Annotated in this window: 15 protein-coding genes; 9 read left to right on the top strand and 6 right to left on the bottom strand. The window is 51.7% G+C overall.

All coding sequences use genetic code 11. From position 1 onward, the window contains the following. Positions 1–39 precede the first annotated feature (39 nt). Positions 40–1,149 carry a hypothetical protein gene (locus tag BMZ32_RS09415; RefSeq protein ID WP_090241722.1) on the bottom strand — a complete coding sequence of 370 codons (1,110 nt, stop codon included), beginning with the start codon at positions 1,147–1,149 and terminating at the stop codon, positions 40–42. A gap of 392 nt (positions 1,150–1,541) precedes the next feature. Here BMZ32_RS09415 and BMZ32_RS09410 point away from each other — a divergent pair, with 392 nt between their 5' ends. The 9 genes from BMZ32_RS09410 (at position 1,542) to BMZ32_RS09375 (ending at position 8,257) form a co-directional block, all read left to right on the top strand. Further along, positions 1,542–1,847 carry a helix-turn-helix transcriptional regulator gene (locus tag BMZ32_RS09410; protein ID WP_244153952.1) on the top strand — a complete coding sequence of 102 codons (306 nt, stop codon included), beginning with the start codon at positions 1,542–1,544 and terminating at the stop codon, positions 1,845–1,847. 162 nt (positions 1,848–2,009) lie between these two features. Beyond that, on the top strand, positions 2,010–3,434 hold the full coding sequence (locus BMZ32_RS09405) for a YfjI family protein (protein ID WP_090241721.1): 1,425 nt from the start codon (positions 2,010–2,012) through the stop codon (positions 3,432–3,434). Between the two features lie 285 nt (positions 3,435–3,719). Further along, positions 3,720–3,992 (top strand): hypothetical protein, encoded by a 273-nt coding sequence (locus BMZ32_RS09400; protein ID WP_244153951.1) that lies wholly within the window; start codon positions 3,720–3,722, stop codon positions 3,990–3,992. Positions 3,993–4,087: 95 nt separating this feature from the next. Then, the gene (locus tag BMZ32_RS09395) at positions 4,088–5,056 is read left to right on the top strand and encodes a DUF932 domain-containing protein (RefSeq protein ID WP_090241719.1); all 969 of its coding nucleotides are present in this window, start codon (positions 4,088–4,090) and stop codon (positions 5,054–5,056) included. Positions 5,057–5,128: 72 nt separating this feature from the next. Next, complete coding sequence (locus tag BMZ32_RS09390) at positions 5,129–6,130, top strand: YqaJ viral recombinase family nuclease (RefSeq protein ID WP_090241718.1); 1,002 nt, start codon at positions 5,129–5,131, stop codon at positions 6,128–6,130. 85 nt (positions 6,131–6,215) lie between these two features. Then, the gene (locus BMZ32_RS09385) at positions 6,216–7,130 is read left to right on the top strand and encodes a recombination directionality factor (RefSeq protein WP_090241717.1); all 915 of its coding nucleotides are present in this window, start codon (positions 6,216–6,218) and stop codon (positions 7,128–7,130) included. A 28-nt stretch (positions 7,131–7,158) separates the two neighbouring features. Further along, positions 7,159–7,656: a RadC family protein gene (gene radC / locus BMZ32_RS09380; protein ID WP_090241716.1), complete on the top strand. Its 498-nt coding sequence runs from the start codon at positions 7,159–7,161 to the stop codon at positions 7,654–7,656. Positions 7,657–7,665: 9 nt separating this feature from the next. Then, positions 7,666–7,830 carry a hypothetical protein gene (locus BMZ32_RS19435; RefSeq protein WP_167376745.1) on the top strand — a complete coding sequence of 55 codons (165 nt, stop codon included), beginning with the start codon at positions 7,666–7,668 and terminating at the stop codon, positions 7,828–7,830. 124 nt (positions 7,831–7,954) lie between these two features. Beyond that, positions 7,955–8,257 (top strand): hypothetical protein, encoded by a 303-nt coding sequence (locus BMZ32_RS09375; RefSeq protein ID WP_090241715.1) that lies wholly within the window; start codon positions 7,955–7,957, stop codon positions 8,255–8,257. A gap of 24 nt (positions 8,258–8,281) precedes the next feature. Here BMZ32_RS09375 and brxL read toward each other — a convergent pair whose 3' ends face one another. Genes brxL through brxC form a run of 5 tightly spaced genes read right to left on the bottom strand, consistent with a single transcriptional unit; the run spans position 8,282 to position 22,299 of the window. After that, complete coding sequence (brxL, locus tag BMZ32_RS09370; protein WP_090241714.1) at positions 8,282–10,360, bottom strand: BREX system Lon protease-like protein BrxL; 2,079 nt, start codon at positions 10,358–10,360, stop codon at positions 8,282–8,284. Between the two features lie 5 nt (positions 10,361–10,365). Further along, a complete protein-coding gene (locus tag BMZ32_RS09365; RefSeq protein ID WP_090241713.1) occupies positions 10,366–12,888 on the bottom strand; it encodes a PglZ domain-containing protein in 2,523 nt (840 codons plus the stop codon). After that, positions 12,885–14,747, bottom strand: a complete 1,863-nt coding sequence (locus BMZ32_RS09360) for a DUF262 domain-containing protein (RefSeq protein WP_090241712.1) — start codon at positions 14,745–14,747, stop codon at positions 12,885–12,887. The genes BMZ32_RS09365 and BMZ32_RS09360 overlap by 4 nt, the downstream gene beginning before the upstream one ends. Next, complete coding sequence (gene pglX, locus BMZ32_RS19575) at positions 14,744–18,658, bottom strand: BREX-1 system adenine-specific DNA-methyltransferase PglX (RefSeq protein ID WP_139213951.1); 3,915 nt, start codon at positions 18,656–18,658, stop codon at positions 14,744–14,746. The genes BMZ32_RS09360 and pglX overlap by 4 nt, the downstream gene beginning before the upstream one ends. Further along, on the bottom strand, positions 18,655–22,299 hold the full coding sequence (gene brxC, locus BMZ32_RS09345) for a BREX system P-loop protein BrxC (RefSeq protein ID WP_090241711.1): 3,645 nt from the start codon (positions 22,297–22,299) through the stop codon (positions 18,655–18,657). Before brxC ends, pglX begins: the two co-directional genes overlap by 4 nt. Positions 22,300–22,311 lie beyond the last annotated feature (12 nt).

The raw sequence follows: 22,311 nt of genomic DNA, 5'->3' as shown, positions 1-22,311 counted from the left end.
TTAACCATAAACTTATTACAATGCGGCTCTTATAAATCACTAGCATCGCTCTTTCAAAATATTTTGTGCTTTCTTATTTTCAGAAATTGTTATATTGATCAAATGACGCAAATCATCCCGATCTTTCGGATGACTTAACTGTTTCTCAATTAAGGCCGCAGACACATCATCACAAATTTTGTCAACAATCATATCTAGTCGATTTCTTTTTCGATACGGCCCCTTTAAAGCCAAGACATGAATAATAGCATCAACAACCTTCTTTCTCATCTCAGCCTGGCCATAGCCTCCCGCAACCGCACGTGCCCATATATTCGGTGAGGTTTTCACATAAATTCCGCGATACAACATCAGGTAACCAGAGACGCGGTCGCAGGCCGCCGAAAATTGATCGTATTCTTTCAAGCTAAAATAATCATATGCCGCAGTTATAAATATACAAATCAAATTTCTCAGGTCATTTTCATATACCTTAGAGCGCTTAGGCTTCTTTACCCGACCAATCTGATCCGATAAATACTCCTCAAAGCCATCTGACATAATTTGACGAGCAGCACTCTTAAAAACAGACTGTATAAATGAAGAGAAAACTCCATCACCATTGCCAGCAAAGTTCGGACACCTTGATAATTCATTATGAACCTCATCACACAAAATATTAAATCTTGCGTAATGCACTTTATGATCAGAATCCATAGCGGATTCAATATCACTTTTCCTACGATTCATATACCAAAGCCGAGCGGTATTAAGAGTAACTAACTCAGCGTCAAAATCCATCTCACCCCTGCCATCAAAAATAAGTTTCTGTGCCTTATCAAACCCTACCCATCGGACTCCAAATTCTTCGCAAGCCACCTCAGAAGGCGGCGTTACGCATTGCACTACTATATTTGCAAGCTGCCCCATGTCACAAAAACAAACCCCATCTAAAACCTCAACTATCTCTACATCCAACCCAGCCTCAGTATGCATGCCAGAGATTACAAGCTGCTCAGGTGTAACGTGAGAATCATGACGCCACCTGAAAAAGTAACCATGCCCCAACTGCAAATCCTTGCGCATTAAAATTCGACCAGAATCATTAACTATAAAACCGCCGTAAGCTGACGCCCCGAAATTTACCGCACTAGGCATAACAGACTTCATAATTCCTCTCTTACTGCAGTTCCATATAAGCAACCATATCGCGACCGCCCTCCTAAGCAAAAAAACCACGCCCGAGCAGAAGCTGACATAGCCCGAAAATCGTCGAGCCCCATGCGAATCGCCCTCAGGATCTCATGACACCTGGATCGATATCTACCCAGATGCGCCGGCCCACATTCCTCTGAGCATAGCTACAAGCCACCCAGATGTAGCAGCTGTAGCGGCTTTTTCCATACCCCCGCAACCAAAGCAATCGCTAGAAAAAATCAAAACCATAAAAAACAAAAGAAATCAATACCCCTGCTTGGCGGCTAGAAAATACTGGAAGCAAAGCAGGTCAAATGCCCTCCGCAGCTATCTAGCATTGGCATGACCAGATGAGGAAGCCGCACATGAATAGCAAACAAGATGCAAAGCAGGTTAATAACTTATTGAGCAATGGCTCTTCCGAGCATACTCACTACATGAAGATTGATAAATTTCAAGATATTGAAAATCGAATAATACGACTCAGCATGCTAACCAAGATGCTATCCGTTTCACGATCCTGCATATACGACTGGATTAACCCGAAGTCACCCAGACATGACGCATCTTTTCCAAAAAAGATACGTCTTTCATCGAGAACGAAAGGCGGTGCTGTCGGCTGGCGAGAGTCAGAAGTATTAGCCTGGATAGAAAGCCGAACTTATCACTGAATTTTATTCAGTGATAAGCGGTCGCCAAAAAGTAAACCGGCAATCCGAATTCAGCCAGTGCGAGCCCGGACGCTAATACCTCAGCGCTTGGGGCGGGCAGCATGATTACCTGATTTTCTGGCAGCCACTTAACACCAACAAACCGCTAAATAAGGACACAAAATGTCAAACAGTGATAAAAGCCATTACGCTCACGAATCAATAAATCTAGATCACTTAGATGCGTTTCCTTTAGTCAAGGAACTAGTCATTGAACTATCGGAAAGAACACAAGCCCCGATTGAGCTAGTTTTAGCTTCAGTGCTTTCAGTTATATCCCTACTGACCCAACAACTAATAAATGTACAAAGACCAGGCGGAATGATTGGTCCCGTCTCACTTATTATCATCTTGATAGCTGCCTCTGGGGAGCGAAAAACCACTGTCGAAAGTATTCTACTTGCTTACATCTGGGAAGCTGTTCGAGCGTATCTAGCGTTGCATAAAAAGGCGCTTGGGATTTGGACGATTCGAATTGATGCATGGGAAGTTAGAAAGAAAAAAATCCAAGTCGACATGGCAAAAGAGCCTATAGACTCAGATGAATACTTAATGTTAGAGAAAGAATTACTCCTCCACCAAGAAAAGAAGCCAGAACGTCCCCGAGGAATGAAGCTTATCTACGAAGACGCAACCATGGCAGCCCTGCTAAAAGGCATGAGACTGGACAGTCCATCCGCAGCACTGATGTCAAGCGAAGGAATATCAATCCTTAAAGGTGCACTTAATGATTTTGGTAAGATCAATGCTCTATGGAGTGGCACCAATATTGAAGTAGATCGAGCCTCTGTTGAGGGATGTTCGTTGCATGACGCACGTTTAACTATATGCATGATGCTACAACATGAAGTACTGCATGATTACCTAGAAGGTAAAGGTCACCTTGCTCGATCCGTCGGCCTACTGTCTAGATCATTAACCTTTCAGCCAGAATCAACTCAAGGCACCAGATTCATTTCCAATCGCATCATGAACAACAGCGCCCTGGATAAATATACGGAAAAGGTTAAATTTCTACTCACAAAAAATGCTGAAATGCTAAACAACCTATCAAGTGAGAAAATTCTAATTGAATTCGATCCCGATGCTGAAGACTGGTGGATTTCAACTTATAACCGTATAGAGGCTGGGCTACAAGAAGGTGGAGAATTTGATCGTTCAAAAGACCACGCCTCAAAACTGAGCGAGAATATTGCAAGAATTGCTGCGTCACTACATTTTTTTGAACATGGCACGAGAGTTATAACATTAAAAGAACTAAAGGCAGCGGAGCATATTGCCTTCCATTGCTCAAAAACCTTCAGAAAGAAGTTTATGTTCATGCCAAAAATCGAGAATGATGCCGAAATACTCCTGAATTGGTTACAGGCCAGAACTAAAGGTTCTAAAGTATTTCCATACGTGGATAAAAATACTATTCTCCGCTACGGCCCAGCAAAACTTAGATCGATTATCAAGTTGGGCCCAGTACTGGACTGCCTAATTAGGACTGGGAGAGTTCGTGAGCTAACTAACCACAAACCAACAAGAATTGAAATTATTTATTAACTCAGAAGTTACTTGAGATATTACTTCATCAACGCCGGCATTGCCGGCGTTCTTATTTATCCATAATTTGCGGCACAAGGCCACCTGCCCCTCGTGCAGCCCTCAGTCGACTGAGCTCTGTTTGAACACCAAAATTGCACTGATCCAATCAAAATCGACAGAAACAGACTCCAATAAATCTCAGCCACACATTACTGCAATGACATCACCACCAAGAAGGTTCGTCCCATGTCATTGCAGTGTCCCCGCTGTCACTCACCCAAAGTTGCTTCATTCCATCAAGCCATGAAAGTTGGCGCAGCCATCGGCACCTTAGGCGGTGTTGCGCGTGGCGTCAGCGCTGCATTGGCTGGAGGTCCGGCAGGTGCGCTGATTGGCACTATCGCAGGACCTTTCGGCATCACTCTAGGCTACGTGTCAGGTGCCATTCTCGGCGGTCTGGCCGGCGGTATTGGTGGTTGTGCGCTCGGCGCGCAGCTGGGCGATACGCTCGACCGTCACGTCCTATCTAACAACCTCTGCTTGCTTTGCGATCACCGCTTCAACCTACCGGCGTGATCGGGCCGCATCTCTCTTTTCTATCCATATCGTCCGGACTGTGCTGCGCTGTGCGCGGCGCTTTATGCCGGCTTGCACCCAATGGAATCTCAACCATGGCTCATCAAATCGAACAAATGGCCTACGTCGGCGCTACCCCGTGGCACGGTCTGGGCAACAATCTTCCCAAGAAACAGCCCATCGAAATCTGGCAGCGCGAAGCCGGCATGGACTGGCAGATCCAGGAAAGTCCTGTGCATTTCAAAGCAGACGCCATTGCCCACTTGGGAAGTATTCATTCTTTCCCAGAACAAAAGGTACTGTTCCGCTCGGACACCAAGGCACCGCTGTCGGTGGTTTCCCAGCGTTACCAAACCGTGCAGCCACGGGAAGTCTTGGAGTTCTATCGAGATCTGACCGAGGTTTCCGGCTACGAGCTGGAAACAGCTGGCGTGCTCAAAGGGGGGCGTAAGTTCTGGGCACTGGCACGTACAGGGCAAGGCACGTCGATCAAAGGTAATGACCAGGTAAATGGCTACCTACTGCTGGCCACGTCCTGTGACGGCACGCTAGCCACTACAGCAACGCCAACCACCGTTCGTGTGGTGTGCAACAACACCCTGACTATCGCTCTGGACGGCACCAGCCGTGCCATCAAAGTCCCGCACAACACGCGCTTCAACTCACAGGCAGTCAAAAAGCAGCTGGGTATCGTTGTCTCGCAATGGGATGACTTTATGTACCGCATGCGCCACCTGGCTGAACGCAAGGTGCAGTGGCATGAGGCGATGGGCTTCTTCATGAACGTCATGTGCGACGTCAATCCGAACAGCCAGTTACCCGAGCAGCTTCCCAACGAACGCGCTCTGCGCAAAGTGCAGGAGCTGTATGAAGGGCGTGGCCGTGGCAGTCAGCTGGAGTCGGCGCGCGGTACTGCATGGGGCCTGCTCAACGCAGTCACGGAGTACGTCGACCACGAACGCCGTGCTCGCAGCACTGAGTACCGCCTGGACTCAGCTTGGTTCGGCCAAGGCGCACAGATAAAGCAACGCGCACTGGACGCTGCACTCACGCTTGCCGCTTAACCCTCACTCCACTCAATAACGCCCGGTCAGCCTTGTGCTGGTCGGGCGCTTTTATGCCTGCAGGAGCTCATCATGAAGACACTAGCGACTACCAGCGCCAGCAAACCGCGCACGGCGCTGCGCTTGATCAGTACCAAGGAACTACCGCGTGAAGATTGGTTGGCCGTGCGTAAACAGGGTATCGGCAGCTCGGATGCCGGCGCAGCTGTTGGCCTAAATCCCTACAAGTCGCAGCTGGAGCTGTGGCTGGAGAAAACCGGTCGCGACACCGCATTACCGAAGGCCGATCCGCACGATGAAGAAAGCCCTATGTACTGGGGCAATGTGCTGGAACCGGTCGTGGCCTGGCATTACAGCAAACGCACCAAGAACAAAGTGCGGCGCATTAACGCCGTGCTGCAGCACCCTGATCCAGAGCTGTCCTGGATGCTGGCCAACATCGACCGTGAGGTCATCGGTGCTGACGATGTGCAGATCCTTGAATGCAAAACGGCCGGCATAAACGGTGCACGCCTATGGAAGGAAGGCGTACCCGAATATGTGCAGTTGCAGGTAATGCACCAGCTCGCCGTCACCGGTAAGAAAGCTGCGGATGTGGCTGTATTGCTGGGTGGCCAAACGCTGGAGATCCACCGTATTGAACGCGACGAGCAGATGATTGCTCGGCTGATTGAGCTGGAGCGCAAGTTCTGGCACTTCGTAGAAACCGATACGCCACCGCCGGCCGATGGCTCAGCCTCAGCTGAAATGGCACTGCGCGCGCTCTATCCGGTAGACAACGGCCAGACTGTGGACTTCAGTGGCCGAGCTGGGCTGGCAGCGGCCTATCTGGAACTCAAGGCCGTTCGCCAATCCATTAGCGAGAAGGAGACGCGCGAAGCCCAGCTCAAGCAGATACTGCAACAGGCAATGGGTGAAGCCACCCGCGCAGAGTTCAGCCACGGCTTTATCAGCTGGAAGAAAGCCAAGGACAGCACTACGTTCGATGTAGTCCAGCTACTCAAAGACAAACCCCACCTGCAAGTTCGTTACACCAAGCTCAAGGAAGGCAGTCGCCGCTTCCTCGTCAGCTAAATAACCCATCGCAACACGCCCCTCTTGGTCATCCACGCGGTGGTAGCTGTGTGGGTGGCCTTTTTTAATTTCAAGGAGAACCACCATGCTTAAAGGTCTGGCTATTACCCCGCCGGTGCTCGGTCGTATATCCATCGGTAAGGTCGTCGAGAAAAACGGCAAACGCCTGCCGGAGAAAGATGATCAGTTCACCATCACCTCACAAGTGCAAGGCAAGGACGGCTGGCTGCTGCACCCACTCAACGATGAACTGCGTAAATCCCAGGAAGACAAGCTACGCAGCATCCCGGTACGCCTGCTGTTTAACGAACCGGAGCTGAATTTCCGCGCTGACTACACCCTGTTTGATCGGCAGACCGGGCGGCCGCTGTGCGTGGGCAATGGCGAGACCTGCAAGCGTGTTACCCAGGACGGTATGCAGTCACTGCCCTGCCCCTCGCCGGATGCTTGTCCGCTAGCTAAGGGTGGTGCCTGCAAGCCTTATGGTCGGCTGAACGTGCTGATCGGTGATGACGATCCACTGGGTAGCTTTGTATTCCGTACCACAGGCTTCAACAGCATCCGCACCCTCGCTGCACGGCTGCATTACTTCCAGGCTATCTCGGGTAACCGCTTGGCATGTCTGCCGTTGGAGCTGCGTTTACGTGGCAAGTCGACACGGCAGAGCCATGGGACACCGATCTTTTACGTCGACCTCACGGTACGCAACGGCATCGACATGAGTGAGGCGCTAAGGGTTGCCAATGAGCTGGATGAACAACGGCAAACCGCAGGCTTTGATCAAATCGCGCTGGATGAGGCTGCACGGCGCGGCTTTGGCAATGGCGCTTTTGAAGACAGCGAAGAAGACAGCGGCGCCATTGTTGAGGAGTTCTTCTCGGTCGACGGCAGTCGTGAACAGCCTTTACCAACGCCAGCTCCAACTCCACAAACCTCGAGCAAACCAAGCCTGGCTGAAAAGCTTGAGAACCAATGCCAGATCCAACCCCTTAATAGCTGAAGTGGCCAACCGGCCCAAGGAGCAAGAAATGAAACTGCACAAGCTTAAAGCCGGTGAAGCCACTGGCACCTATCTGGTCGAGTCACCTGTAAGCGAAGCCGACATCTTATTGATGGCTCAGCAATTAGCTGGTCAACGCCTGCGACGTGGACGAGCGCTGACTACACCGAATGCTGTATTCAGCCATTTACAGACGTTGCTGGGAGGCTATGAGCACGAGGTATTTGCGCTGCTTATGCTGGATAGCAAGCACCGCATTTTGGAGTTCGTAGAGCTGTTTCGTGGAACCCTGGACAGTGCGAACGTATACCCAAGAGAGGTAGTGAAACTATGCCTCAAACACAATGCTGCTGCCGTAATCCTGGTTCATAACCACCCCTCTGGTGACCCGGAGCCCAGCCAAGCTGACCAACTGTTAACCCGCAAGCTCCAAGATGCCTTGAGCTTGGTAGACGTCCGAATGCTCGATCACGTTGTGGTAGGGAGTGAAGGATGTGTATCGCTGGCTGAGCTGGGACACCTATAAGGAGACTGCATGAAACTACTGTTAGGCACCTTCACCGCTGTATTCGTGTTTGCCGGAATACTCGCTGGCTGCCTGGCCCTGCTGCTATTGGTGATTCTGATGGTGCGATTTCCGCTAGTACTAATAGCGCTAGTGCTTGCGTGCTGGATCTTCAGTCGACTTCAGCGGGCTTAATTCAATTGGCCTCATACTCAGGGAGACCCGTCTGGATGCGGATCTCCCTGAGCAATTCCTGTTGATGTTCTTTTTTTGCCAGTCGGGCAAAATCTAGGGTCCTTCAAGCTAGCATCCTAAACCTATGAAACTGCTCAACACCTACGAAGACCGCGACAAAGCTGAAGAAGCTGCGGAAAAGCTAACAGGCGAGAAACGCTTAGCAAGCGAGCGTGATGCCACTGTTGTTATCTATAACCTGTTTGGCATACCCAGCTGGGGTAATTTCCATCGATTGGGCATGTACAACCTTGGCGAACTGAAAAGCCTCCTAGATAGCCGGTCACTCTCGCAGGCTTACGATCAGGCCCGACATGCTGAGATCATCTCCACATTAAAAACAGTGTCAAAAAACTACGGAATAGAAGTCCCTGAACATTGGCTATGAAAGCAAAAATCAATGGTTCTCTAATTAACCACGAAAAATATCCACCTTGGTTTCAAGACACTTCCGCAGGCTCAAGTCGTTCGAACCCACCTCAAACCAGCCACCCGGCTTTTGATAAAAGTCCAGCCCTCGCCCTATTTTGATGACCCAGCCGTTATCCAGGCGAATTTCCCGATCATGGATGTTGGGGTTGAGCTTCACCTCGAGCTCCACATCCATCTCTAGCAAGCTCTGCTTCAACTCCTCAAGCTTCTCTGCGATCTCCGCCACCTGAGTGTTGTCATCGTACCCAGTGACCAAGGTGATTTTTTTAACCGTTCCAGCCTTCAAGGCGCACTCACAAAAGCGAACGAAATTATGGATCTGATGCTGGAGTCGTATGTATGGATCTTCAATTACGACAGCCTTTGCCCCTTGCAAGTAGGGACCAATGATCGACTCATAGCTGTGGCCAACATCGCCGTACATAATCGTGAAATGACGCTCGATTAACTCCTCTGGAGCAACGTCTGGCGTGATGACGGGGGCAGTTGATTCAATTTTTCTCGCAGGCGCTGTCGCCAGTGGCTCTTGTTTAACTTCGGTTTTAACGTCGCGTTCTGGCGCAAGACTGTCGTTTAGCTGTCTCCTCATCGGCTGCTGTGTTGCTGGAGCATCCTTCGATTCAGGGCAATAGACAACAATCTCTTGACCCTGTGCATTAACAAACGAGAGATCAATACGCGCAAACTCATCATCTGGTTTGCGTTTATTCATCTGTTCCTTGACGCGACGACGGCACTCAACAGCATAAGCAACGTATTCTTCGAACTCTTCATCAGTCGGCGATCCGGCCGGGTGAAGAATTTTCAGGAAAGCGCAGACGGTCTTTTTGATCCCTTTTTCATCACGGCCTTCAACGCTCTTGCCAAGCCGAATACGCTTGCTGACCTCTTCAAACCGGTTGGTATGCTTGAACTGGTAGTGAAACGCTTCCGCCAAGTAGTCGGTGATGAACCCGTAATTATTGGTGAGAAATTCACTGCTGTTTTTGGGCATTTCCCAACCTGGAATATAGGCAGCGAATCGATCCATGATCGCCAAGTCAAACTCAGCTGGCAGAGGCTGAAACAGATCGTGTTTTTCTGAGTTAACCACTTGGCTGATAGATAGATCGAAGTTTCCGACAAAACTCAGACTGGCATCAGCAATCACCTCTGCGCCTCGGGAGAAGCGACCATTTGCCATGAAATCCTTCATGATTTGAATGGTGTCTGGATCTTTGACCTTGATACCGCCAACCTCGTCGAAAGCCACCGTATCCCAGAAACCCACTAAGCCAACTTTGCGGCGTGCATTGTTGTAGAACAGAGCTGACTTCGTGGCCTGGCCGCCAGAAATCAAGGTCGCATATGGCGAGAACTCACTAAAAAAATACGACTTGCCAGTGCCGCGTGGCCCAAGCTCGATATAGTTGAAATTGGGCTCAACAAGTGCCGCTAGACGCGCAATAAAGTGCATTGAAACGCGCTTTGAAAGCTTCGTCGGCTCTAGTCCGACAGTACGCAGGATCGAGGCAATCCACTCATCACGGGTAAATTGAGTTCTACCTTCACAATACCGATCAAAATCAAATCGGCTGATCTGAATCGGTCGAAGTTCTTCGATATAGAACGCGTAATCATCATCTTCGATCGGGTTGTGCGACAACGTCACCTCAGCCCAAATGCCACCTTCCAACAAGCGGTCATTGTCTCGATAAAACTTCTCACCAATCGCGATTCGCTGCGAGTTGAAGTTCTCTAACGATGCCCAGTGGCGTTTTTCCTTCTCGACATACCGAACATGCACTTTATCGATAAATCGGTGCTTGCCTTTGGTTGCCACCCTGGACTGTGCGGCATTCGCCTCGTCAGGCTTTACATAGTTGTCTTGTAGGCTGGATAGCACAGCCTCCATGCCTGCATCCATTTCAGCCTGATCATCACTCGCGCAAAAGCGAGCAAGTAAAAACTCCAAAACAAAGGTGGGAACGTTGGTTCCCTTTTTAATTCGATGGAGTAAATCCTTGCGTAGCACCTTCCCATCGAAGGTAGCAATCAACTTTTGGTCAAGTTCATTCATAGTCTTTACACCGCATAGTCAGTTGCCAGGTCGAGTTGGCAGTACACCGAATAAGTCGTGGGGTTCAAAGCCTTTATCTTGAATTTCCCCTCGAAGTCCATTTGCATCTTGATCGTCACTTGAACCTTGTCACCGGGTTTCAACGACAAGGTACCAGTCGCAGGATTTACCGCGCCTCCGGCCTTGGCTTCTCCTACAACCTCGCCTTTACTGTCGTGCGCCTCGAGCAAAATCTCGAAATCACTCTCCTTCGAGAACATGTCTGCCGTCTCGACTGCAAGGTCAATCACTGGCATGCGAGTGGTGATGAACTTGGCGCCATTCTTGTAGCCCATAGCCACAGACGCTTTCTGCAAAGTCGGTTGATTCGATACTTTTAGCTGCATCGTAATAACCGGCACTACGCATTCTTGCAGTGAAATACCTCCGTGGTAGTACAGAAGACCGTTGCGATAGGAGGCAAGCGAATGTGGTGCAGCAAACTTAGCGAAATCACCGCGAATACCCATCTTCTCCGTTGCAACCACAATGTGGTTGCTATCGCCAGAACCATCGCCGAGCGCGCAACGATCATGTACGCCAACCCAATTGCCGGATGGTTTGCTGCACACATCACCTGCACCGGCGTGGGTGTTCATAAAGAAACCATGGTCGGTAGCGATCACCACTTCATGAAAACCGCGCTCCTTTAGCTTGTGGATCGCAACACGAATGCGCTTCAGTGCATTGGTAATTTCTGTTGGCGCAGTGTCGGGATGGTTTTCAAAGTGGCTATCGATTTCAACAGCTCGTAATACCAGCAAGTCAGTCTCTGGAGAAAAATCGAAGCGGCCGCGCACAAACTCTTCCAGTCGCCCCTCTTCAAAACGCTGACCATATTTTTTGCGTAACACATCCATGCGCTGTGCGACCGTGGCCACCACCTGATCGCCCAACATCGGCACCAGACTCTGATCGTCATTTTTGATGCGCAACAGCTGCCCTGCGCCAGGCAGCAAGCTGGCCATACCCACCAGCGTAATGCTAGGCAGCTGGGCCATAGCGGCTTGCAATTCAACTTGGCCGTCTTCCTTCAGTTGGTGCTCAAGCGCCACACCTAACTCGTAGCGCAGCGCATCGATCATGAAGTACGCCACTTTGTGCCCATTCTTCTGCAGCTTAGGTGCGACGATACGGTCAAATACGTCAGCATTTGAAAGCTGGCCCGCCAGCGGCCATCCACTCTGTTCGACATGGCGAGTAAAGATCAGCTGAACTTTCTCGACCAACTTACCGTACTGCTTACGCACCTGGCTCTTCACCGGTGTCATGACGCCTTGCTTGTCTTGCCAGTCGTAATCGCTGACTGCCTGCTCAAACTCACGATGCAAGCGATCTGCCTCACGCAGACTGCTCACGTAGAAAGCCAACAGCACATCAAGATTGCGCGCGTTGTCGGAAAGCTGTCTCTCCATGTCGTCACAGGTTTGCATTAATTCGGTGGCCGAGCGGATCAAGTCCCACTGAGCCCGACTTTCTCCCTTGCCCGTCCACACCGACTGCTGATGACGCTCCATGATGTGGCGCACCCGATCGATGTCATCGCGCAGGATGCCTTCGATGGCACTGCTCAAAAACGTGCGTTCTTCAAATGGGAAGGTGTCTCGATCACCTAAGTCAGACCAGCCACTAAACAGGCTGACAAGATTGAACTCACTCTCAATTTCGTCAGCGCGATCGATGTAGGCGCTCTGGGTGCGACGGTCATTTCGCAAGCGATCGCACAAATCCTCAATCAGTGGCTTAGCCAGGGCTTCGGCGCGTGGCACATCAGCCAGACTTGCTGGCAATGCCCCCGGCAGATCAAACACAAACTCACTGAACAAAACAAAACGCCATAACTCGTTGGCAACAGAGTCCCAAGTCTTGCCCCGGGTTTTTAATGTCAAACCCATGCTGTTACGGAGTAGATCTCGCGTTTCCATCACCCAGCTGTCGCTGCCTTTCAGTGCGGCTTGCTGCGCCTCGCTCGGAGCGAGAAGAGCGAACAAAATGTCACGCGCGGACTCGACTGACAGCAGCGCACGCAAGTTGGGCCAACCCAAGCCACCACCGATCGCATCCACGACAGCAAAGCTTGGCGATACATCCTGACTAAAGATCGCCCTGATTGCCGTGGTGTGATCAGGCTTCGCCTTCAGGCACAGACTCTCAAAACTGTCACCATCGCCGTCCGGAAAAACGCATCCCGCCGCCGCAATGGCAGCGAAGGGATCAGACTGCCGCTCTTCATCGCTCTCGGGTGCCTTTCTAGGGACATAGACCAGCATTCCGGCGAGTTGCTGATCGATCACATCACGCAAGCCCTGCATGGCAGCAACCCGGCTTTCAATGCTGCTCTTTGATGCATCCACAACCAGCAGTTTTTCGTCAGCCAGGCCATTGCAGACATCTTGGTAATGTCCTGCTGGGTCATACACCACGAGACTGCCGGTCTTTTGCAGGCGGGGCCGAAGGATCTTGCTCTGAATAAATTCAGCAATACTCATGCTAGCGTCTCCGCGCTTTCGGTATTTTTGGTTGCGTACGTCATCCACAAAGCGTCCAGGGAAGGATTATTTCCTTCGGTGAGCGCACTCATTGCAGCAACAACCAAATTGGCCCGATCTCGCAAAAACTCGTTGAAGTCGTTAGCCAGCTTTTGTTTAAACGCATCCCCTTCTAGGTCTGCGTAATGCGCGCTAGTTAATCGATCGTATGAAATTAAATGAGACTTCAGACGCTCTCGGATGACATTTTCGTCGGCCCATTGCACGCGCTCCTGGAGATAATCTAAAGGGTCCTTACGACCAATCATTCGGTTTGTCTTCCAGGTAATAAGGGCGCAGTTCAATGCCAAATAACTAAGGATCCCAGCTTCCGAGAGCAGGGCATCCGGGAAGATATGGTGGTACTCCCGAGTCTGAATACTTTCATAACTTGCTGTCTTGTGATCTGCAAAATCAATCGCGCCAAGGTACGTAGTAACCGCAAGAATGGCTCGAGCTTCGATACCGGCCGCTTTCGGCCAACCTGCAGCCATCAACGAGTCCACATCCGCAAGCGGGAATTCAGTGCGGTTTAATGCAGGCACCGTAATGAGCTCGTCTTCGGTGAAGGCTGGATTCTTGAGCAGCGCCTTGATTGCCTTAAAGTCGGCAAATGCGCGTGAAGCTGCCGAGTTTTCATATCGATCAGTAAAAAAAGAAGACCAAAGATAGCGACGTAATAGCTTCTCCGCCTTTGCCAGAAAGTCACCGTTATCGGGAATCAGCTCATATGCCGCTGCAATAACAGCCAACACGGCGTTGGTCGGTAGCCGGGGGCCATCAAATATACGCTGCCCCTCGAGAAACGAGGCCATACGCTCCAACCCACGCTCCAGCTTTGGCCAATTTTCAAGCAGCTGCTTCTTGTCCATCTCAATCATGCCGCGCGTGTTTGGTAGCTTCTCCTGGAGCAACGCAGAAGTTGAGAGGATGAGATCAGACACATCTGCAAATCGACCCGCCTTCGGACACTTTTCAGTCAGACTAGCCTCCAGCGCGTGAAGCGACTTTTCGGCGACGCTTTCAACCTCGGCAACGATGATGTCGTAGAGAGAAAGTGGTTTGCTGTTAGTGTTCATATTGATAAACACCTGCAGCGCCACGTCTTTGCTGGTTTCAGCCGGCAGTGAGAGAAACGGTAAATTGAAATGCGTTACACGCTCGCGCAGCGTAGTAATTTCAGCCTTAATTCTATCGCGCGTAGAGGTATAGGCCTTGTACTTGGCGAGCGCATTTGGGTCATCATCCGTAGGTTCTAGCGGCTTGGTCGCATCGTTCAACCAGAGGTCAATCTCTGTTGAAATGTCGCCTGGGCGAAGGAGTGAAACGGGCAACAAGCCTCGCTTAAAACAATGCGCCGGCTCCTCTGCCCAACGCGGCATCCGCAGCTGATGTTTATTAACCCAGCGGGGTATGCAGGCTATCTCCATATTCTCCCCAGGCTCCTCCCAATGGCGATCAAACTGGGGCAAGTAAACGAAAAAAGTTTCCCACTCGTAGTTGTTGTGCATCGCCCGCCAAAACGCGGTTAGCCGTTGCTGGCCATCAAGCAAGTGCTGCGTGACGGTACCAGGGGTTTCTGGATCTGAGGTCGCTATGTAGCGCGACTCAAATTTTTCGGTACCCGCCACTTCAAGCGCGAGCGTTACACCCACCGGAAGATTATTGATGATGGTGTTCATAAAGCTCGCGATTCGACCGCGATCCCAGGCTTCAAAGCGCTGAAAGCGCGGTAGCTTCACCATGCCCTGCTGAATATTCTGAAACCACACCCCAAGGGTTCTGTCCTGAGCTTTACTGGACTGCTGCATGATGGTCATTCGCTAGTTCCCTTAGTCTTCTTGGTACGAGTCTTCTTGGGCTTGGCCTCGGGCTCAACGTACAGTTCTTCAAGCCCATGGGCGATGGCCAGAGACTTGTCGGTTTTGCACTTTTCGCTCACTCGTTCGGGCCAGTAGGCCATGGCCAGGTGCGCCCAGTCGTAGTCGCCTTTCTCCAGTTTGACCCAAGTGTCTTTGAGGATCTTTTGCCAAGGTTTGTGCCGGAACAATGGCCACAGCGGGGCGGCGGTGATTTGTACACCGTCGTCTTGGTTGGGCTGGAAGGTGGGTGCGATCTTGAGTAAGTTGTCGCGCAGATCGGTCAGCTCTTGCTCGAAGGTTTGCAGCGTTTCGTACTGTTTTTCTTCATCACGAGAGCGGCCGCTGCCCTTTATGCGCAACTCTGCGCACGAACGGCTGGCTTGCGTCAGTTTGCCGTTGGGACCATCGAGAAAATCATTCACTGCAGTGAATAGTGTTTGATTACTCAAGGATGGGTAATAGACCCAGAGCGTGTAGCTGCCCGATGCGGTGGAAAGCGGCCAATAGATCGGCGCTTTGCGGCGGCTCTTCGAATAACGTTGCAGATGGAAGGCAAAAAAATCTTTCTGCAACCAACGACGTACATCGCCAGGCAGAGTCGCACCAACTCGATCCAACACCGACTCAAGCAGACGCGGCAAATCGTGCGAATGGCCAAGATCGTCTACCAATATCCCGGAGTGTTCGTGGAATGGCGTGACGCCATCAGGCAACATGCCGGGACTCATAGCTGGTAATGGGTCAAACGGGGCTGGCTCCGATTGAAGCTCCCTCTCTCCAGAGCACAAGCGCCAATCGAATCGCCCGAAAGACACACCGACTGCCCACGACAAGCGGGAATTATCATCATTAAGGGCCGCAACGCATTCTTCCACGTCATCATCACCCTCATCTGGGTCATCCGCTTCGATTTCGCCAGTTACTCGAACCAATGCCTCATTGTGATCACGCTGCAGTACTTTGAATTCGGATGGAGTCAGACCAAATAAACTAGCTATTCGCTGGTCAAGCTCCGCGCCAATAAGCGTTTCCCGATTGATTGGCAGTAGTGTTTCGGTTGTGCCGCTGAGCGACGGCATGACAAACAAAATTTCCGTCTCATCACGCTTAAACCGCTCAGCCATTTTTTCTCGAACTGAAGCAATGACGCTATTGGCATCAGCAATGTCGTTCGCTCCAGGCTTGATATAGGGAATTGCGGAAACCATGGAGTTTTGGAATTTTGGCTGCCAAAACGCCTCTCCTCGAAATCGAGCGACTGCTGTTGCAAAGTTGGATGACAAAAGCGCTGCCAACCAAGTTTCTTCTCCCTGTTTTGGATAGACCTGGCTTCTGCCGGCTGTCGGAATAACTCCTGCTGGGACTAGGTATGGAACCAGTCGACTTGACCGCAACATGTAGCTAAAGGCAGGAAGAAAATAGAACGCTTCGGAACGAACATATTTAGATGGTGAGTCTCCCTTACTCACGTGAAAAGCCTTTATTTCGCATCCATCATTTAGCCAGTTCACACACATATGAATTGACGAAAGCATCGGAGAAGCCGCTTCAGTCTTTGAGTACCACGCCCACTTGGTAGGAATACAAAGCGTCAAACATTGCTGACGTACTTCATCCAGTTCGCTCGACTTATCTGGAACGACAATGTCCTTTGACTTTACTTCCCACCACAGTCGTAAAAAACGAAAGTCGTCGCCTGTTTGTAGGCCAACTCTTATTGAGCTCGCCACTGGATCGACTGCTGGATGGGCAGCAATTTTTCTGGCTATCGAATCATCAATCCAATAGACATATGGTGCATCAGTGAACGCGAGGAACTGCGATGCTTGCCTTTTGAAATAATTGACTCCTGGAACTCCTTTTTTCACGAGTCTTATTGACTCAAGCAGGCCGTCGTTTTTATTGGTTCTGTTGAGCTCTCTGAAAAAGAGAGCGTCATTCGTGTGGCCCCCACCTCTCTCCCAGGTAACCGCAGCGGTTTCCACCATCGCGTCAAGCACGCCCTGTCCCAGATCGGCAAAGCTTTCGAGTGAAAGTTCGTTTGCGAGCACCGATGTGCGGAACTCTGAAAAGCTCTGTAGAAAGAAACATGTTCTGCTGACAATTGCTCCGATTCGCCCACCAGGCCTAACAATTTCGGTTGCTCGCTCAATGAAATTCGCGAGAATGTTCCCCTTCGACCTAGGCAAACTTTCTTCAAGATATAACTTGGTTGAACGCGCTGGCTCCCCAAAAGGTGGATTCATGACTAGCACGTCAAATTTTTCACGTGACAAATCAATTAGGCGTAATCCGTCCAATGCATCTTGCGCAAAGAGTCGCCCTTGGTAGGTTGCCTTAGTGGCGTGTGCAAAGTTAGAAAGTGCCTCACGCAGGCGCACTTCGGCCCCTTGCCAGTTCTCTTGTTCCTGGTCGGCAAACAAACCTGTGCCCTCACCTACATAAACTTGACGGATAAGGGACGGCAACTCCTTCTCCACCTGAAGTAATACCCCCAACTCGGGTAAGTTTTTCAGCATCTGCAACGTTTTCTCGAACAACTCAGCATCGCGTTGATCGAGCTGGGCAGCAAACTGCACGCGCAGTTCTCGCTCGGCGGGTGGAGCGACCGCTGCCACCACATGGCCTTGACCAATACGCGGACGATCTTTGGCTTTTACGCTGGCATCATGCCAAGCACGCTGCGCCCGCAACCACAGCGCTAGCGTGGCGATCTGCGCGGCGCGCGGATCGATATCTACGCCGTAGATGTTGTGCTCGATAATCAGGCGAGGTGCGTCGCGCAGGAAGGCGGATTCGTCCTCATAGGTCTGGCAAAGCGGCTTAAAGCCCGCTTGCGGTTGCGTAGACAGATCCAAGGAGCCAGGGCCATTTTGCTGCTCCCATGCCCACGCTTCGCGGTAAATCTCCAGAAAGAGATCGAAGGAATACAGGCCAAAGTGCATGGAGCCGCAAGCAGGATCCAGCAGCTTCAGTGTGCGCGGGTCGCGCACTTTGCTTGAGGCCTGCGGTTGCTCTTCAGGCTTTACCAGCAAGTATTGGCAACGGTCGCGCAGTTCGGTTTGCCCGCCAGTGGCGTTAAACCACAGGCGCCCCAGCGTGTTATCGACCAAGAACTCCACCACATAACGCGGTGTGAAGAACTGGTTGCGCACGGCCAGCTCGCGGCTATTACGCGGTGCCGAGCTAGCATCGCGCATGGCCTTGCGCTCTTCTTTGGAGTTGAAGTATTGGTATATCCAACCAATGGTTTCGTCTTCGGCCCAGAGCGGCTCAATCTCAAAGTGGTTTAGTTCATCCAGCAATGCACGCAGCGCTGTTTCACGCGGGAATAGCAAGCCGTTAGCGGCGTAGCGGTCAAACAGGGCGGGCAGCTCTTGGGCCAGTTCATCGAATACGCTGAACAGATAGACCTGGTAGGCCTGGCCGGTTTCTCCCAACGCTGTACCTGCAATCTTGCTGTAGAGCTGGTAGCCGCTGGACTGATAGCCTTTGCTCAGGATTTCAATTCTGGGAAATTGTCCGCGTGCTTCCATCATGAGCAGTGCAGCCAGACGGTTGAGCACGGTAAAGGCTTGCTCGCGCACCATACGGCCGAGCACCGCGATGCGGTGGTCGGTGTCGTCGGCATCGGCGCCCAGGTAGTGCGCCAGAGTTTGGCGCAGCACTTCAGCCGTGTGGCGCTGCCTGTCATCCAGATGGGTGAGCCGCGCCATCGGAGTTACATCGCCAGTATTGGGGTCTAGACCATAGATTTGCTGCAGTTGGATACTGAATTCGTCGGACAGCAGGCTGCGGCAACTGTTAACCAGCTTTTGCAGACGACCTCGGGTGGTTTGATCGAAAGCCCCCTTCTTTTCAAAAGTCATTGATCGTCCTGCAGTTCGAGGTTGACGGCAAAAGCGTGGGCATATTTCAGCTCCCCACGCAGTTGTTGCAGTTGCGTGATCAGCGCATCTAAGTCGTCCATCGTGGTGATCTTGGTGCGCGCTTTGATACTTCGTGTGATAGCTGGTTTCGGTTCATTTACAGCGCTTGGCACAGGAATCTCAGCTTCAAGTTCCTCCTTTATCCGCTTCGTGCCAAGACGCTCAATGCTGTGTTTCAAGCCTTGAACTTCATCCTGCAATTCAGAGAGTTTGTTGGTAATGGCATTGAGCCCCAACAAATCAGGCGTCACTTCCACAATCAAGCGCTCTAGGCTACCCAACAGTTCAGCCTGCTCTTGCTGGGTGAGCTTGATCCATTCCGGCACACGCTTGAGGTCGACTTCGGCCTCCTTGATGCGCGTTTTGAGCAGGTCTTGCATCGCAATCACCGTATCGCGAATGCGGGCGCGAATGGTAGTTAGGCTGGTGCTGAAATCGGCCGCAAAGCGATAGAAGTCCGCCTGTTGTAGGCGTTCTTCGATAAGGCTGAGGGCCTCGGCCAACTCTTCTTTCAGCGTGGCCAGCAAGGACACGTTCGGCAGGTTGGCAATGGCCGTGCAGTGCTGGCGAAGATCGCGCAGGGTTTGCTCCAGGCCTTGCTCCAACTTGAGTTTGACTTCGGCAGCCCATTTTAGGCTATCGAATAACTCAGACTGCTCGCCGCCAAGGCGGCGCGATGCATCCGAGGCATCGGTAAGCAGCACGTCGTTGATCTCGTGGGTGAGGTTTTGCAGGCGATCCACACCCGGCAGGTTTAGGCCGCGCAGCTTCTCTGTGAGCGGGCCATATTGGTGCTGCAGTTGGGGAAAGAGCTTGGTGGTGACTTTGCTGATGTCGTCCTCCAGCGGCACAACGGTGTCGCCGGTGAGCTCGGTCAGCCGGATTGCTGCGCGTGCAAGTACATCGTTGGACGGACGATCGCCACCGCGAAGCGAAATACCGATGCTCTTAAAGGTGTTATTGGTTTTGATAGCGTCGATGGCTTGCTGGCCATTGACGGTAACCTCGCGCCCCGCCACCTTGAGCTTGATTTCACCGGCCAGCAGCATGGCCGCCACCAGATAGCGCAGGGTGTCTGCCGACCAGCCAAAGGGAGCATCGGCAAAGATATCTGTGAGGCGTTTGCCATCCACGGTGCCATTGCGATCGATGTAGTCACGAATGCTCACCATGGCCAGGTGGTCGGTGCGAATGCTGTGGCGTCCACTTTGGGTCTGCACAAGGTTCAGCGGATCGAGCGCGCTGGTGATGCCCGACAAGTTACCAACCCGGAGGAATTTCTCGGCAAGTTCGGTTCCAGCGCGCACTGGCGCCTCTGCGTAGCGATCAAACACTTGTTCAGCCACTTCGCTCAGGTGCTTACGTGCGGCATCTGGCAATTCGGTCGCCAGCGTATCGACCGCAACAACCTGACCTCGGAAAATAAACGAGCCTTGAATCAGGCTGCGCTGGATCTGTGCCCGCAGTTTCGTGCTGAGGTGTTCTGCACGATCGGCCTGGCCGTTGCAGTATTCGCGGATTTCCTGGTCGGGATCGCTGCGGTAGCGATTGGCGATCTCACGGCAGCGGTGAATGTCGGCCGTGAGCTCGTCCATTTCCGGCGTCGTGCGGCCCGCCAGGTAGATGTTGAACTTGGAAGAGTTTTGACGCGACTCGTCAGTGAGGCGAGTTCGTGCATTGTCGATTTCTTTAGGGTCGACCAGCTCCACAATGGTTTGGATCTGGTTGCGGTCACCTGCCAATGATGCGGGCACATTGCCTGCCGATTGCGCCTTTAAGCCGGTCGATACAGCATAAGAACCGTGCAGTTGGGTGGAGGGCAATGGCGCATAGACACTGGTCAAGGCTTCGTTAACGATGCGACGCAGCTCAACGCCGCGCAGTGCAACTTGGCTACGTTCCTGTTCAATATCATTGAGCTTTTCACTGAAGAAGCACAGGTTGCCGTCTTGTTCACCAAATGGAACTAGGGAGTCGTTGATCAGGTCTTCGACCGCCTTGGCCACAACGTCTGCTTGAGACGCACCGACAATGCTGGCGTGCATCAAGCTGGTAACGTTTTGACGGGTGATCGGCAGATTGCCAAGGATTTGCAGAACGGCGACCGTCTTGGCGATGTTTTGATGCAACTCGGAATGTGAAAAGCGGATCTTGGTGGCTTTCTCGACCGAAGCGTGCAAAGAGGCGAAGGCTCGCTTGATGTCTTTATCCAAAGCATCAAACAACGTGACCGTGGTTGCTAGCCAGCCAACGGCTTGTTCTGCAACAGCAGGTTTGCCTTCAGAGCCGTCGATCAGAATATCTTGCACCACCTTGATCGCCGAGCGCAGACCGATGCCACCCGTGGACTTGGCCAGTGCTCCTAGCAAGTGCAGGAGGATGTCGAAATGCGCGGGAAGGAACGGGTAGAGATCGATAAAGGTCTTGCGATCGAAATCGACGCCATATACGCGCGCATCGACAAGCTTGGTGTTCTGGCGTAACTGCTGACCATATTGATCAAACAATCCGCCCAATTCAGCTTCCGCAGGTGATGACTTGCCCAATAAGCGTGTGTAGCAAATTTCCTTGATGTCGTTGGACTGAAGAGCGATCTGAATCGGGAAGCGGTCATTGAGCTTAAACAACTCTGGCGAGTTGAGGGCGGCCTTCGCGTCATCAGCGGTGAGCGTTTGCTGCGCCGTGCCGACAATCCAAACCTTGCCGTCGCCGATGTTCTTCAGGTTCTTCGCTAGTCCATCAAGGTTCAGAATAAGATTAGGCCGCGGGCCAACGTACTGCCCCACTTCATCGATGATGAAGATGATGTATTCCTTGCCCGATGCCTCGCGGGCGATCTCGAGCATTTCACGCACACGGTCATTTTCAAAAACGACAATTTCACTTGATTCGGTCGTGAACGAACTGGGCGTTTTGAAAAGCGTGGGATACAGCTGGTGTGCAATCTCTGGAATGAGGCTGTCGACCACCAACTCGTCGTTACGGTAGCTGTTCCAGTCTTCACCGCCTGCAGCTTCTTTGAATGCATCCAGGAATTCGTTGTAACGACCTTCTTTCTTGAGCCTGCGTTCCAGCGCTGCGACTTTAAGATTGCGCGAGTAGCCAGCCCATTGCAGGACCTTGTAGAACAGGACCGTTGACACCTCCTCCATAGTTGCACCGGCGACCTGTTCGCTGGCCAGGTCAAGCATCAGCACTGCAGCAGGAAAGCGCTTGGCTACGTTCGACAGCAAGGACTTGGTTTGCTGGCGCTTGAGACGATCTTGTAGGTGCTGGATGAATGGCACGCCATCAATCGTGATGCGATCATCAAATGCCAAGCCCAAATACTTGGTGAACGAGCTCTTGCCCGAGCCATAAAAGCCTGACACCCAGACGCCGACTTCATTTTCGCCACCAATATCCATGGCAGCTTCCATCTTGAGCAGGAGATTCTCGAACTGCTGGTCGATGCTGTCGGTAACCACGTACTCCGAGATTTCCGATTTCAGGCGCGCCTCTTGTGAGACGCCATAGGTGATGACTTTTTCAATGCTGCGATTAATGTTTTTGCTGGGGTCGAAGAGTTTTTTGATTGTCATGATATGCCTTAA

Source organism: Pseudomonas guineae, assembly GCF_900113745.1.
Classification (GTDB): domain Bacteria; phylum Pseudomonadota; class Gammaproteobacteria; order Pseudomonadales; family Pseudomonadaceae; genus Aquipseudomonas; species Aquipseudomonas guineae.
The sequence above is the reverse complement of the archived record's forward strand: the minus strand, read 5'-3'. Positions and strand labels throughout refer to the sequence as shown.